Genomic DNA, 14,084 nt, shown 5'->3' with positions numbered 1-14,084 from the left:
CGTTGCTGCACTCAACGCGGCAAATGATGAAACCATGTCCAGACGTCACCTGGTGTGCAGCCTGGTCGATACAATGCCGTGGTCTATTGTGTTGGTCGACTCGTCTGGCATGATTGCCGCCATCAGCCCATCGGCGCGTCGTCTTCTCGATGTTTCGGCAGGCTCGCCGGCTGTCACCATTCTGCCGGCGGACATCGATGATCGGACGCGGGTGCGTTTTTATCAGGCGCTCGCGTGCGCGTCCGACCGCATGCCCGGCGTGTCATATGTGTTTCAGCGGCTCGAACCGTCGCCTGTCGAGATCGAAATGTTGCCTATTGTGCTCGACCATGCGGGATGGGTGTCGGTGACGTTGCACGAACCCTCGCGTCAGGCAGTATTGCACGAAGCGACAATCACCCTACACCGGCGGTTGCACGCCCTTTCCAGCGTAGCCTCGCTCCGCGAGGCATGTCATCAGGTGAGTGAAGTCCTCCTTCCTGCGGGCGTTAGCCTCGCCGTGATTGTATGGGATGCCAGGGAATCGTCGTTCTCTCCGGTGTATACATCGCCGCCATGGGAAAGCATTGCTTGCGACAAGCGTGTGTCGGCGCTGGCGCTCCAGCAATCCGCCCCTCTGTTTATCAGCGTAACCGATCAGAGCATTGACCATGGGATAACGCCTGCTTTAGGCGCGCGTGGGCATACGGTCGTTCTGCTGCCGGGGAACGCGCGCCGTCATTATGTGCTGCATCTGTGGGGCAGCAGCGTATCGCCGGACACAGAGACGGCAATGAGCGTGATTGCGGCACTGCTTGCCTCACTGCTGGCGCATGCTCTCGAACGTGAAGAGACAACACGTCAGAGCCGGTTGCTCGATGCCCTGTCGGATGCTGCGCAGGCGATTATGGCGCATGGGACGGTTGACGACGCGCTGCGCGAAATCTGCCACCGGGTGATGACGCTTCTCAGAGCGGATCACGCAAGCCTCTATCTTCCTGCCGGTGATCCTGGACTCCTTGTTTGCGCAATGACTGCCGGTGTCGCCGACCATTTGCGCGGAAGGACGCTGCCGGTCATTGGCAGCCTGATCGGGCGCACCTTCCGCGAAGGCTCACTCATGCGCTTCACCGACATCGAATCGGAACCGGAGATGCACCGTCCATTCTGGGAAGCGCATCGTTTGAAGGCGGCGCTGAATCAGCCGCTCCACCATCACGAGCGGGTCATCGGCGTCCTCGGCGTTGGATGGTATCAGGCGCCGGAACCGCATGACGATGATGCGATGATCATCAGGCGCTTCGCCGAATTTGCGACTGCGGTTCTCCTGAATGCACATCTGCGCCGAACGCTCTCCTACCCCGATGACCCACGCCTGGTGTTTGAGCATTCAGAGGAACTGGCGTTTAGTCTGGCGCCCGATGGAACTATTCTGCGTTGTAACCAATCCGCTGCCGGCCGGGTTGGCGTCAGACCTGGCATGTCGTTCTTTGATGTCGTTACCCCTGCCTGTGAGCACGAGGTGCGACAGTATCTTCAGGATGCGGTTACCAATCAATACCCGCCTCCTCTGTGGACGTTTGAGGTGGTGAGTCTTCAGGAGCAGCCGATTGTGCTCGAGACGACGGCGCAGGTGATCCGGCGCGACGCGTCGGTGATCGAAATCGACCTGATCTGTCGCGATGTCACCGCGCGCCGCGCCGCCGAACAGGAAATGCGGCAACTGCACCTGGAGTTGACCACCCTGCTGCGCGTTAGTCAGGCGATCAATCGTGCGACCGATCTCGATACGGTGCTGAGCGCCACTCTGGACATTATCGTGCAGGCAATGGCGATCCACACTGCGGCGATTGTTCTGTACGACACTGAGAGCCGCCTTCAGTTAAAGCTCGTCCACGGCATCTCGCCGTCCAGAATTGCACACTGTAATCAGTTGCTCGCTCACATGTTTCAGGAAGAGCAGGAGGCGCTGGCAGGGGGAGCGTCTCGCGTGATTGATGTCAGAACCCTACGCATGCAAATGCCTGATCTGCCGGCGCTCAAGCGGTTGCCGGATGATGCGGCGTACCTGTCAGTCATCCCGTTGTTGATCGATGGCGTGATCATCGGCCTGCTCGAATGCCTCAGCATGCAGCGTCCGTTCGAGATGCGCGATAGAGAACTGTTGGAGGCGATCGCATCGCAACTGGCGCAGGCGATCCGCAATGCGCAGACTAACCAGGAGATGCGGGAAACGTCGTTGATGAATGCGCGCCTGTACCGCGAAGCGGAGGCGATGCGCGCGTATCTCGACGCGATTATCCAGAATGTGCCTGATGTGCTGATCGTCTGTCGTCCGGACATGTCGATGCAACCGCTGAACCAGGAGCCGTTGACCGCCCTTGGATATCAGCGTCACGAACTCGCCGGTCAGTCGCTTTTGCGCCTTGTGCCGCCCGATAACCGTACACATCTGACGCGCGCCTGGCTTCAGGTGCGGCAGGGTGAATCGCAACGTTTCGAGATGGACCTGCTCCGCGCCGGTGAAAGCCGTTTTACGGCGCTGGTTTCGCTCGATCTGATCCCCGATTACAATGAGGTGCTGGTCGTTATCAAGGATGTGACCGAACTGCGGCGGCTGGAGGCGCAGGTGCGCCAGCACGAGAAACTGGCGGCGCTTGGTCGATTGGTCGCCGGAGCTGCGCATGAGTTGAACAATCCGCTAGCAGTCATTCTGGGGCTATCGCAACTGCAACTTGGCGAGGATATTCCCCTTTCTGTGCGTGCCGATCTCGAACAGATCGAACGCGCTGCACGGCGCGCTGCCGCGATCGTCCATCAACTGCGCGCATTTGGGCAACCACGCGCCCTGGAACTCGTCCCGCTCGATCTCTCGCTGGTGATCGATGAGACCTTGCAACGTCTGGCGTCCCGGATCGCCGCCGAGCATATTGCGGTGACGGTCGATCTGCCTCCCGACTTACCGCGCGTTCTTGGCGAACTGCATCAGATCGAGCAGGTAGTGTTCAATATCGCGCTGAACGCTGTTCAGGCGCTGGCGCTTCGTCTGCCCGGCGAGCCGCGCCATCTGCGCTTCAGCGCCAGAGAGGATTCGGATAGCGTTGTGCTGACGATTGAAGATACTGGACCGGGGATTGCGCCGGAACACCTCTCGCGTGTGTTCGAGCCGTTCTTTACCACCCGTGATGTAGGGCAGGGCATGGGGATGGGGCTTGCTGTGGTGTATAGCATTATGCAGCAACATCGTGGTGAGGTATGGGTTGAGAGCAGTCAGGGTGTGGGAACCGTCTTCAGGGTGCGTCTGCTACGAACGGACGAAACGCTGGAGGAGGAAAGCACGCCGTTGCTCGCGATTCCGCGCAATCTCTCCGTTTTGCTGGTTGAAGATGATGATCTGGTGCGCGCGATGGCGCAGCGGGCGTTGGAACGTCTTGGATGCCGCGTCGATGCGGTCTCCAGAGGTGAAGAGGCGCTGGCGCGCGCGCTTGCCTGGAATTATGCGCTCGTGATCACCGACCTGCAAATGCCTGGGCTGGATGGCGTCGAGTTATATGAGCGTCTTCGGGTGCTCAAGCCATCATTGCGCTGGCTAATCCTGACTGGCGATACCATGGGCGAACGCAGCAGCGCCTTTCTCCAGCGCACCGGACTGCCTGTGCTGCACAAGCCGTTTACTCACGAACAACTGATGGAAGGGATTGCGGCAAGCCTGCAATGATGATAATAACGAGGTTTATCCCTCTATCTATCATACGCGGAAGCCATGCGCCGTCACCCTGAGCGGAGTCGCAGGCGAAGCAGGGGATTCCGCCGGTGCGCGCGAGACAGGATGCTTCGTTTTGTTCGGAATGGCAAGTCCCGTTATCCTGATATGATGCCTGATTCGCTTCAGACAACGCATGCAACAAGCCTATGCTCCCTGTCGTTCAAATCGTTCATCGTCCCGGCATCCTCGATTTGGGGTGGGGGCATCCCGATCCTGCCGTGTTACCGGTCGCATCCATACAACGTGCCGCAACAACCGTGCTCGCGCGCTACGGCGCCGATGCCCTGGCGTATGGCGCCGAGCGCGGACCAGGACCGCTGATCGCGTGGATCTGCTCTCGTCTGAAGCGCACCGATGCGCGCGCGCCTGATCCGGTTGAGGTGGTGATCACCGCTGGCGCCTCGCAGACGCTCGATCTCCTCTGCACACTCTGCACGCATCCCGGCGATGTCGTGCTGGTCGAGTCGCCGACGTATCATCTGGCGGTGCGTATCCTGCGCGATCATCCGCTGAATCTGGTCGCCGTCCCTTCCGATGCCGACGGCATTGATGTTGATGCGCTGAAAAGTCTTCTGGAGCGGATGGCGCGGCGCGGCAGAACGGCGCGTCTGCTCTACTTCGTTCCCACGCACCACAACCCGACCGGCGTATGCATGAGCCTTGAACGTCGCAGAGCGCTGGCGGCAGTCGCCGCAGCGTATGGGGTGCTCCTGGTGGAAGACGACGTGTACCGTGAACTGAGTTACGATGCTCCTGCGCCGCCGTCAGTGTGGAGTCTGGCGCCTCCGGGCATCGTGGCGCGCATCGGCTCCTTCTCAAAATCGCTGGCGCCAGGGTTGCGCCTGGGCTATCTGACTGCTGATGCGTCATTGACCCGGCGATTGATCGGCAGCGGATTGCTCGACAGCGGCGGTGGTCTCAACCCTTTTGTGGCGCTGACGGTTGCCGAAGTCTGCACATCGGGCGATTTCGATGCAACAATTGCGCGCCTTTGCGCCACTTACCGTGAGCGACGTGATGCGCTGGCAGGTGGTCTGCGTGATTACCTGCCGCCGGGATGCCATTGTACCGTGCCCGGCGGCGGTTTCTTTCAATGGGTGGCATTGCCGGAAGGGATCGATGCCGGGGAATTGTTGCCGTTCGCCGAATCCATGGGGGTCTCATACCTGCCCGGATCACGGTTTTATCTCGACGCGCCACGACGTAACACGCTCCGGTTGGCATTCAGCCTGTACCAACCGCCTCAACTCATCGAAGCGGCGCGGCGTCTGGGAGAAGCCATTGCGACCGTCGTCTGATGCGGCTATGGCGCGCGCTTCGCGCGCCAGTGGCGGAACAGCCGCCGCCGTGGTCGCTGACGATAGTAGGGGTCGGTTTCTTTCAAGCGACGGCGCTCTTCCAGGCTGCGCCCGTCGATCAATCCCGTCAGAAACTGCTTGATATCTCCCAGCGACGCGGCTTTATCCGCCAGCACCAGCACCCATGCCTCACGCGACGCCGGCGCCGGACCAAGCGGATACATGTGGCTCTCGATCGCCGCACAGACTGCCGGATCTTCGCCTTGCGCCGCAGCCCAACGCGCCGCTACGCGCCCGTGCGTCGTCAGGGTGCCGGCGCGCGAGTTGATGTCGTGGAGCAGCGCAGCGCGTACACAGGTGCGAATATCGGCGCGGAGCAAGCGGCTCAGATGGTACGACATGCGCACTGAACGGGTCAGATGATCGTGTTTGGGAATACTATGATGCATGTGGTGGCGAGTTTCGACAACTTCTGGCAGGGTCAGGAGATCACGGATATAGTCGAAAGCGGCGTGATGTTCCATGCAGTCCTCGTCCTGAAGCAACGATGCGTCGATGACGTTTCGACAATTCCGGTGTTGGTTATACCATACTGGCAGTATGAATGGCATTCCCCAAGGGTACTGATTTATCCGCCCGACTGTGGGAGCACGCGCTCAAGCAGGCGATTCGCAGCGGTATACGGATCGAGCGCGCGCGCGACGATCTGGGCAATCAATGCCTCCCAATCAGACGGCGCGACATGCGCACGCACCCGCTCGAGTGCTGTTTCCTGGAGGATCAACCGCAGTTCACGCTCGGCGCGTTCCTGCTCGCGCCGGGTCAAGCGCTCGCTTTCGCGGAGATAGGCCAGATGTCGCTCTGCTGCCGTCGCAATCGCTTCGATACCTTCGCCGCGCATAGCGACAGCAGTCAATACCGGAGGGGTCCAGCCGTCAACCGGCAGGTCAGCCAGGCTCAGCATCGCGCGCAACTGGCGAACCGTCTGTTCCGCGCCGTCGCGATCGGCTTTGTTAACCACCAGCACATCGGCGATTTCGAGAATGCCGGCTTTGATAGCCTGAATATCATCACCGGCGCCGGGGATTTCGATAACAATTGTGGTATGAGCCGCCGCGGCGATCTCGACCTCACCCTGACCGGCGCCGACCGTCTCGATCAGCACCAGATCGAATCCGGCGGCGTCGAGCAGTGCCACTGCATCGCCGGTGGCGCGGGCAATACCCCCCAGCCGCCCGCGGCTTGCCATACTGCGAATAAACACGCCGGGATCGCCGCTGAGGGCCTGCATGCGGATTCGGTCGCCGAGAAGAGCGCCGCGCGTGAATGGCGACGTCGGATCGACCGCAATAATGCCAACCGTCCGACCGGTGCGCCGCCAGTGCGCTGCCAGCGCGGTGACCAGCGTCGATTTACCGGCGCCGGGTGCGCCGGTCACGCCAATGATATGCGCGCGACCGGTGTGCGCGAACAGTGCGCCAAGAAGGGCGCGCGCCTGCGGACCGCCGGTTTCCACAAGGGTCAGCGCCTGTGCCAGCGCGCGCCGATGGCCGGACAGCAACGCCTGTACCAGGTCCACGCCGTCAAGTCCTCGTTTCGCATCGTTCCTGAATGAAACGCACGATCTCGTGGGTTGAAGCGCCAGGTCCGTACACCTCAGCAATGCCATGCTGCTCTTTCAATATCCGGGCATCGTCGTCCGAAATGATCCCACCCGCCACAACCAGCACGTCGTGCATCCCGTGGTCGCGCAGCAATTCCATCACGCGCGGCAACAGAGTCATATGCGCACCGGAGAGGATCGAAAGACCAATCACATCGACATCTTCCTGCAACGCCGCCTCGACAATCATCTGCGGCGTTTGCTGAATGCCAGTGTAGATCACCTCCATGCCCGCATCACGCAATGCGCGGGCAATAACTTTCGCTCCCCGGTCGTGCCCGTCGAGACCTGGCTTTGCAATGAGCACACGGATTGGACGATCCATAGAAACCTCGTTTACGGCTGTTTGCGCTGACGTGGACCAGACCCCCAGCGCCCAAAGAGACCCGGTCGCTCATATGCCATATCTATCATTTCATTGAACTCCTGCTCGCCTGGACGCATGTTCGGGCGTGCCGCCAGCCACTGTTCGCGCGCCTCCTGAGCATGGCGAAACCATGCCAGCAGCGCCTCGCCATCGCCAGCGGCGACCTGATCGCGCAGTTCTGCCAGGCGCTGCGCCATATCATCGAGCCAGCGCGCCAGCGCCTCGCGGTTGGTCAGACAAATGTCGCGGTGCATCTCGGCGCTGCCCGATGCCAGCCGGGTCACATCGCGGAAACCGGTTGCCGCCAGCGGCGCCATCTCGCGCCAACCGGGACTGCGACTCACAACATCCATCAACGCCGTCGAGAGCATAAACGGCAGATGCGAGACGCCTGCCACATACGCATCGTGCTCGACCGGGTCGATATAGTAGAGTTTTGCGCCAATCTGCTCGACCATTGCCTCAACAAGGCGCACCGCCGTTTCGCGGGCATGTTCGCGTGGTGAGAGGCAGTAGATGGCATTGCGGAAGAGATCGGGCGATGCAGCCGCAGGACCAGACTTTTCGCTCCCGGCCATTGGGTGCCCGCCAATGAAATCGACGGTTGTGGGCAGAAGTTCGCGCGCCCAGGCAAGGACCTGTGTCTTGGTGCTTGCTACATCGGTGACCGTTGCCCCGGCGGGCAACAGCGGTGCAAGATCGGCAAATACCGCGCGGATCGCCTGCACCGGAACCGCAACGATCACCAGATGCGCATCGCGCACTGCATCAGCCAGCGTGCGCGCCTCGCGATCAATAGCCAGGCGACCGCGCGCCTCCGAAAGGGCGCGCGCATTGGTGTCGAAACCGGTCACCGTGATCGCGCCCAATGGCGACTCGCGCTCGTTCGCAGAACGCAGCGCCATCCCAAGGGAAGCGCCGATCAGTCCAACGCCGATGATAGCAATCTGAATCATGATTCAGGCTCAACAAACGAAAGAAACAATAACTCAACCACCCCGATGATAAGTGCAACCAACGCGACCGCAATCGGCGTCAGCGTTCGCAGACCCGCCAGAGCGACGATCAACACGGCAAGCCAACCGATCTCGTATGCCTGGCGTCGCGCCCGGCGACGATCATAGCGGCGCGCGCGCTGTTGGAAGAGACGCTGACCGGCCGCATACAGGAGCGGCATCGCCAGCGACGAGAAGAACCAGAAGACTGCCAGCGCCATGATGCCATACACCGGCGCCTCCGACGGCGACAGCAACCACTCGACCGGCGGCGGGACGAATGCCAGTGTGTACAGGAGCAACGTCGTTCCGGCTATCCCCTCGAATGCCAGACCTGTCAGACGAAGCCGGTGTGCTACCGGTGCAAATGTCAGCAGAGCAGCAGTACTAACCATTATATAATATACCATGCGTTCTGGTGCATCATATGGTTGATGGCGATCAACGAATCCCCATATCAGCATCACCAGCGCCGCAGCCCAACAGAGGCCTGCCAGCGACGCAAGCAGCAGCACGCCCCGTTGCGGAAAAGGCAGCGTGGTCACTCCACTTCCACTTTCCTTGCCAGACATAGAACGGCGCATCATAGATCAGCCGGTTCCTCACCGCGGGCAGTGTAGTACACGCCAAGATACGGCAGCCGCGGATTACCAGGGAAGGCGCCAAGCACAACGTTCATGGTCTGCTCACTCTGGTCACGGAGAATCGTCAGGCGAATCGTATCGCCCACACGGTAGCGCAGAATCTCATTCCGCAGATCACGCGCGTCCTGGACATACACCCCTTCAATCGCCACGATCACGTCGCCGCGTGCGACGCCAGCGCGCGCAGCCGGACCGCTACGATCCAGGCGTGTCACCAGCACCCCAAGATCCGGCAGAACCGGTTGTGCGGCAGCGGTTGCACTCAGTTCGAGGCGCGCCTCGCGCCGACCAATATCACGCCCGGCAACCCAACCGCCGATACCGGCAAATACCCCACACCACACGCACAAAAGCGCTGTGGATGCAATCAATCCAGCAGTCCACCAGCGTCGATCCAATGATCTGCTTGAACCTTCAGTCATGCGGCTTCTAAAGACGTTCTGGCATGCGTCAGGGATCAGGAGTCAGGGGTTAGAGTTCGCAATCACCTTCAACATTGCGCACTCGTCCCCTTCCCATCTCCCTCCCTGCTTACACTATGCACCGACACCCCGCAACCTTTCTGCCGGCAACCGTCATCTGACGCCGTGGAACGCGCATCATCCCCGTCGTGTTGCACCTTAAGGGCGGACAGAACCCCCGCGCGACCACCGGCACGCCTACCGTGGGACGGCCGCGAGCACGGCGCCGGTCTCCCCTCTCCCGCACGCGGGAGAGGGGTAGGGGTGAGGACAGAACGACTCATCCCAACGCCATGCATGCTTGTCATGCTCATATGTGCTGTCCGCCCTTGAACGTGTTGCGCAAGGCGCGTAGGCGTCCACGAGGGGCGCCCCTCTATGCCGCCTTCCCGCGTTCGATGTTCAACGTGTTCCACCTCCCTGCCGGCGCCCTTCGTACCTGTAACCTGCATGTGCTACACCCGCCTGTGTGACGATGATCGTCTCCAGCGCACCAATCTTCTCAAGCGTGGCAGGTGCAACCGCCGCGCGATCGCCCGCGGGCGCGGCAGGCGCACCGACGGCAGGCGCAAACGACGACGGCGGCGAACCGGCGGCGCAAGGTGCAATTGATCCAGCAGGATCGCAGCGATCTGCGCTGCGCCATCGCGCGGAACCGCATCGACCAGACGTGCTGTGACTGCTGCATAGGTGGATGGCTCCATCAACTCTGCCAGCACCGGCACAATGCGATCAATGGTAGGGCAGAACAACCCAAGTTCATGGTTCAGCACGAAATCGATGTTCCCGCGTTCCTGCATACCGACCGCCTGTGTCACGATCACCGGGCGCCGCATGACCAATGCTTCCATCAGCGTGCCGGGACCCGCCTTCGAGATGACAATATCGCTGGCAGCCATCAACTCTTCCATATTGGTCACGAAGCCGAAGATGCGGACGTTCGGACCAAAGCCGATCTGCTCAAGACGTTCGCGCAGCGCCGTGTTGCGTCCAGTCACGACCAGCACCTGCAACTGCGGGTATGCCGTATGAATATTGCGCACCAGTTGCTCCATATTGCCAGACCCAACCCCGCCGCTCGTCACCAGCACGGTAAACAATTCTGGCGCAAGACCAAGGTTCGCCTGTGCAGCGTCGCGGGTCTGATGATATGCGACAAATTTTGGATGAACAGGGAAGCCGGTGCGCACCAACTTGCTCTCTGGCATGCCCAGGCGAAGCATCCGCTCATAGGCTTCATTGGTGGGAACAATGCACAATTCCGCATCTGGATCGGCCCATGACGCATGCAGGCTCACCAGATCGGTCACAACCGTAATGAAACGAAACGAGAGGCGATAGGTGCGGCGTGCATTGCCGATCAGGCGGTTGAGCAGCGGATGCACCGACACCACCAGTGTTGGTTGCACCGCTTCCAGCACGCGCAGAATATTGCGATGCGCCGCAAAGTAGACGACTTTCGTCAGCGCATCGATGCGTCGTCGACCGTCAGTCAGACGATAGAGTGTATCATAGAGCGGCAACCAGCGTGTCGAGAGTTTATCGTAGACGACCGGTGCGTTCCGCACAACCGGCACGCCGGTATGGGTAAAGATGTCGATAATATACGTTTCGACCGCATCACCGACACGCTGCTCAATCGCGGCAGCGATCGCCTGCGCTCCTGAGCGATGCCCGCCGCCAGTGTCGGAGATTGCGAACAGAATCCGCGGTGCGCCGCTGGTCGATGGCTCGCTGTGTGCATCCGACATACTATCCACTGCCAGAGGCGCCGATAATCTCGAAAGAAAGATCGTGATCGTCGGCGCATTGTTACATGCGTCTCTCTGATGCCATCGTACCACACCGTTCTATCATGCGCAAAATGGAACAGCGTTTGACATGCTCTTAATGTCGTGCTATAGTAACACCTGTCAAGAGAAACGCCGCACTGCGGCGACGCTCAAAGATAACAGAAGATAGACAAGCAGACTTGACAGGTACAGGTCTGTGTAGTATAATCTTCTGTACGAAAACAACCCGTCTCTGGAGAGACGCGCCCGTGAGCGAATAGCGACAACCAGGAGTGCGACAGGGGAAGCGCAACCACTGTCGCCAGGTCGGTCCAGCCGCAAGGTGCGACCGCCTGGTTTTTTGTCGCCCGCTCGGCACCTTCACAACTGAATCGTGACGTGGAGCATTCGTCGGGCTCCCGGCGGCGCATCGCGCAGCGATGCGTCGCCCATCACCATGAAGAGTTTGATCCTGGCTCAGGACGAACGCTGGCGGCGTGCCTAATGCATGCAAGTCGAACGCACGCGCTTCGGCGCGTGAGTGGCGCACGGCTGAGTAACACGTGGGAACCCGCCCTCCGGTGGGGGATAACGAGACGAAAGTCGCGCTAATCCCGCATACGTCCGCAAGGGGAAAGCGCTTCGGCGCGCCGGAGGAGGGGCCTGCGGCCCATCAGGTGGTTGGTGGGGTAACGGCCTACCAAGCCGATGACGGGTAGCTGGTCTGGGAGGATGACCAGCCAGACTGGGACTGAGACACGGCCCAGACTCCTACGGGAGGCAGCAGCAAGGAATTTTCGGCAATGGGCGCAAGCCTGACCGAGCAACGCCGCGTGCGGGATGACGGCCTTCGGGTTGTAAACCGCTTTTCGGGGGGACGACTACGACGGTACCCCCGGAAGAAGCCCCGGCTAACTCTGTGCCAGCAGCCGCGGTAAGACAGAGGGGGCGAGCGTTGTCCGGAGTTACTGGGCGTAAAGCGCGCGCAGGCGGTGGTCTCAGTGTCGTGTGAAAGCCCCCGGCTCAACCGGGGGAGGTCATGGCAAACTAGACGACTAGAGCGGCGGAGAGGCCCCTCGAATTGCCGGTGTAGCGGTGAAATGCGTAGAGATCGGCAGGAAGACCAAGGGGGAAGCCAGGGGGCTGGCCGCTGGCTGACGCTGAGGCGCGACAGCGTGGGGAGCAAACCGGATTAGATACCCGGGTAGTCCACGCCGTAAACGATGACCACTCGGCGTGTGGCGACTATTGACGTCGCGGCGCGCCTAAGCTTACGCGTGAAGTGGTCCGCCTGGGAACTACGAGCGCAAGCTTAAAACTCAAAGGAATTGACGGGGGCCCGCACAAGCAGCGGAGCGTGTGGTTTAATTCGAGGCAACCCGAAGAACCTTACCCAGGCTGGACATGACGGTGCAGGCGGCGGAAACGTCGCGGCCTTCGAGGGACCGTCACAGGTGCTGCATGGCTGTCGTCAGCTCGTGTCGTGAGATGTTGGGTTAAGTCCCGCAACGAGCGCAACCCCTGCGGTTAGTTACCGGTGTCTAACCGGACTGCCCTTCGGGGAGGAAGGCGGGGATGACGTCAAGTCCGCATGGCCCTGACGCCTGGGGCGACACACACGCTACAATGGCGCCGACAATGCGTGGCGACCGCGCGAGCGGAGGCAAATCGCCAAACGGCGTCTCAGTGCAGATCGGGGGCTGCAACTCGCCCCCGTGAAGGCGGAGTTGCTAGTAACCGCGTATCAGCCATGGCGCGGTGAATACGTACCCGGGCCTTGTACACACCGCCCGTCACGTCATGGGAGTTGTCAATGCCTGAAGTCCGTGCGCTAACCGTCAGGAGGCAGCGGCCGAGGGCAGGGGCAGCGACTGGGACGAAGTCGTAACAAGGTAGCCGTACCGGAAGGTGCGGCTGGATCACCTCCTTTCTAGGGAGAAAGCGGCGCAAGTCGCCGAGCGGTCCGACGCGGCGCCACGTCACGATTCAGGGGTGAAGGACCTGAGCCCCGGCGTGCGCCGGGGAGCGGCACCTTACCAAGTGCAGATTGGCAAGCGAACCGTTCGGGAACGTCCGGTGCGGCGCGGCGTCGGGAGCCGCGCGCACCAGGCGTTCCGGCAGGGAAGACAGAAGGAGCACACGGAGGATGCCTCGCCGCTGCGCGCCGATGAAGGACGCGGCAACGCTGCGAAAAGCGTGGGGGAGCCGCGCGCAGGCTGTGATCCCACGATGTCCGAATGGGGCAACCCGTCCGTGATACGGACACCGCGCAATGCGGAGGGCACCGGGGGAACTGAAACATCTTAGTACCCCGAGGAACAGACAGCATCCCCGGAGTAGTGGCGAGCGAAACGGGGTGAGCCCAAACCACGACCGTGGCAAGGCGGCAGCCGTTGCGGTCGTGGGGTTGAAGGGAGCGCTGCGGGGGGACTGCCGACCCCCCCGCGCGCGTCGCACCCGGGCGACGAAGCCGACTGGAAAGCGGCGCCACAGAGCGTGACAGCCGCGTAGTCGGGCGGGTGCGGCGGCGCGAGGCGCTTGCCTGAGTAGCGCCGGACACGAGCAACCCGGCGTGAAACTGGGGCGACCACGCTCCAAGGCTAAATACGCGCAGCGAGCGATAGCGAACGAGTACCGTGAGGGAACGGTGAAAAGCACCCCGGCGAGGGGAGTGAAAGAGAACCTGAAACCGTGTGCTTCCATGCAGTCGGAGCCCCCGTGAGGGGGTGACGGCGTGCCTTTTGGAGTATGATCCGGCGAGTTACCCTCGGTGGCCAGGTTAAGGCAGTGACAGCCGGAGCCGGAGCGAAAGCGAGTCTGAAGAGGGCGCGCGGTCGCCGGGGGTAGACCCGAAACCGCTTGAGCTACCCATGGGCAGGGTGAAGCGCGCGTAACAGCGCGTGGAGGCCCGCACCGGTGTGGATTGCAAACCGCTCGGATGACCTGTGGGTAGGGGTGAAATGCCAAACGAAAGCGGAGATAGCTGGTTCTCCCCGAAATGCATTGAGGTGCAGCCTGCGGAATGCCGCGCGCGGAGGTAGAGCGCTGGTGTGGTGCGGGGGCTTCACCGCCTACCAAACGACGCCAAACTGCGAATGCCGCGCGGGGAAGCGCAGAGTGAGACGTGCGGCGCAAACGT

At 61.4% G+C, this 14,084-nt stretch carries 9 protein-coding genes and 2 rRNA genes (1 of these 11 running past the window's edge); 4 read left to right on the top strand and 7 right to left on the bottom strand.

Going from position 1 to position 14,084, the window contains the following annotated elements:
* Positions 1-34 precede the first annotated feature (34 nt).
* Together RCAS_RS15495 and RCAS_RS15490 are read left to right on the top strand one after the other, a co-directional pair.
* The gene (locus RCAS_RS15495; RefSeq protein WP_232280035.1) at positions 35-3,697 is read left to right on the top strand and encodes an ATP-binding protein; all 3,663 of its coding nucleotides are present in this window, start codon (positions 35-37) and stop codon (positions 3,695-3,697) included.
* Between the two features lie 194 nt (positions 3,698-3,891).
* Positions 3,892-5,043 (top strand): aminotransferase-like domain-containing protein, encoded by a 1,152-nt coding sequence (locus tag RCAS_RS15490; RefSeq protein WP_012121482.1) that lies wholly within the window; start codon positions 3,892-3,894, stop codon positions 5,041-5,043.
* A 5-nt stretch (positions 5,044-5,048) separates the two neighbouring features.
* Here the strand turns inward: RCAS_RS15490 and RCAS_RS15485 are convergent, their stop codons facing one another.
* From RCAS_RS15485 to RCAS_RS15455, 7 genes are all read right to left on the bottom strand, one after another.
* The gene (locus RCAS_RS15485) at positions 5,049-5,567 is read right to left on the bottom strand and encodes an HD domain-containing protein (RefSeq protein WP_012121481.1); all 519 of its coding nucleotides are present in this window, start codon (positions 5,565-5,567) and stop codon (positions 5,049-5,051) included.
* Positions 5,568-5,671: 104 nt separating this feature from the next.
* On the bottom strand, positions 5,672-6,622 hold the full coding sequence (gene meaB, locus RCAS_RS15480; protein WP_012121480.1) for a methylmalonyl Co-A mutase-associated GTPase MeaB: 951 nt from the start codon (positions 6,620-6,622) through the stop codon (positions 5,672-5,674).
* A gap of 4 nt (positions 6,623-6,626) precedes the next feature.
* Positions 6,627-7,031, bottom strand: coding sequence for a cobalamin B12-binding domain-containing protein (locus tag RCAS_RS15475; protein WP_012121479.1), 405 nt, complete (start codon positions 7,029-7,031; stop codon positions 6,627-6,629).
* A gap of 11 nt (positions 7,032-7,042) precedes the next feature.
* Positions 7,043-8,029, bottom strand: coding sequence for a prephenate dehydrogenase (locus tag RCAS_RS15470; protein ID WP_012121478.1), 987 nt, complete (start codon positions 8,027-8,029; stop codon positions 7,043-7,045).
* Positions 8,026-8,613, bottom strand: a complete 588-nt coding sequence (locus RCAS_RS15465; RefSeq protein WP_232280034.1) for a hypothetical protein — start codon at positions 8,611-8,613, stop codon at positions 8,026-8,028. Before RCAS_RS15465 ends, RCAS_RS15470 begins: the two co-directional genes overlap by 4 nt.
* A 38-nt stretch (positions 8,614-8,651) precedes the next feature.
* Entirely contained in the window at positions 8,652-9,110 is a 459-nt protein-coding gene (locus RCAS_RS15460) for a S1C family serine protease (protein WP_041330910.1), read from the bottom strand.
* A gap of 518 nt (positions 9,111-9,628) precedes the next feature.
* On the bottom strand, positions 9,629-10,924 hold the full coding sequence (locus RCAS_RS15455) for an MGDG synthase family glycosyltransferase (protein ID WP_012121475.1): 1,296 nt from the start codon (positions 10,922-10,924) through the stop codon (positions 9,629-9,631).
* Positions 10,925-11,399: 475 nt separating this feature from the next.
* Here RCAS_RS15455 and RCAS_RS15450 point away from each other — a divergent pair.
* Both RCAS_RS15450 and RCAS_RS15445 read left to right on the top strand, forming a co-directional pair.
* Positions 11,400-12,875: ribosomal RNA gene (locus RCAS_RS15450) — 16S ribosomal RNA — on the top strand.
* A gap of 189 nt (positions 12,876-13,064) precedes the next feature.
* Positions 13,065-14,084: ribosomal RNA gene (locus RCAS_RS15445) — 23S ribosomal RNA — on the top strand; it runs 1,913 nt beyond the window's last position.
* Together the 16S and 23S rRNA genes form the textbook arrangement of a ribosomal RNA operon.

Origin of the sequence: Roseiflexus castenholzii DSM 13941 (assembly GCF_000017805.1) — a bacterium.
GTDB classification, from domain to species: domain Bacteria; phylum Chloroflexota; class Chloroflexia; order Chloroflexales; family Roseiflexaceae; genus Roseiflexus; species Roseiflexus castenholzii.
Note: the sequence above shows the minus strand (reverse complement) of the source record. Positions and strands in the feature narration are given on the sequence as shown.

Bases quoted from the DNA above. Each gene is read 5' to 3' on its own strand.
- RCAS_RS15495 (WP_232280035.1), top strand. From the start codon at position 35: ATGTCCAGACGTCACCTGGTGTGCAGCCTGGTCGATACAATGCCGTGG.
- RCAS_RS15490 (WP_012121482.1), top strand. From the start codon at position 3,892: ATGCTCCCTGTCGTTCAAATCGTTCATCGTCCCGGCATCCTCGATTTG.
- RCAS_RS15485 (WP_012121481.1), bottom strand. From the start codon at position 5,567: ATGGAACATCACGCCGCTTTCGACTATATCCGTGATCTCCTGACCCTG.
- RCAS_RS15475 (WP_012121479.1), bottom strand. From the start codon at position 7,031: ATGGATCGTCCAATCCGTGTGCTCATTGCAAAGCCAGGTCTCGACGGG.
- RCAS_RS15470 (WP_012121478.1), bottom strand. From the start codon at position 8,029: ATGATTCAGATTGCTATCATCGGCGTTGGACTGATCGGCGCTTCCCTT.
- RCAS_RS15455 (WP_012121475.1), bottom strand. From the start codon at position 10,924: ATGTCGGATGCACACAGCGAGCCATCGACCAGCGGCGCACCGCGGATT.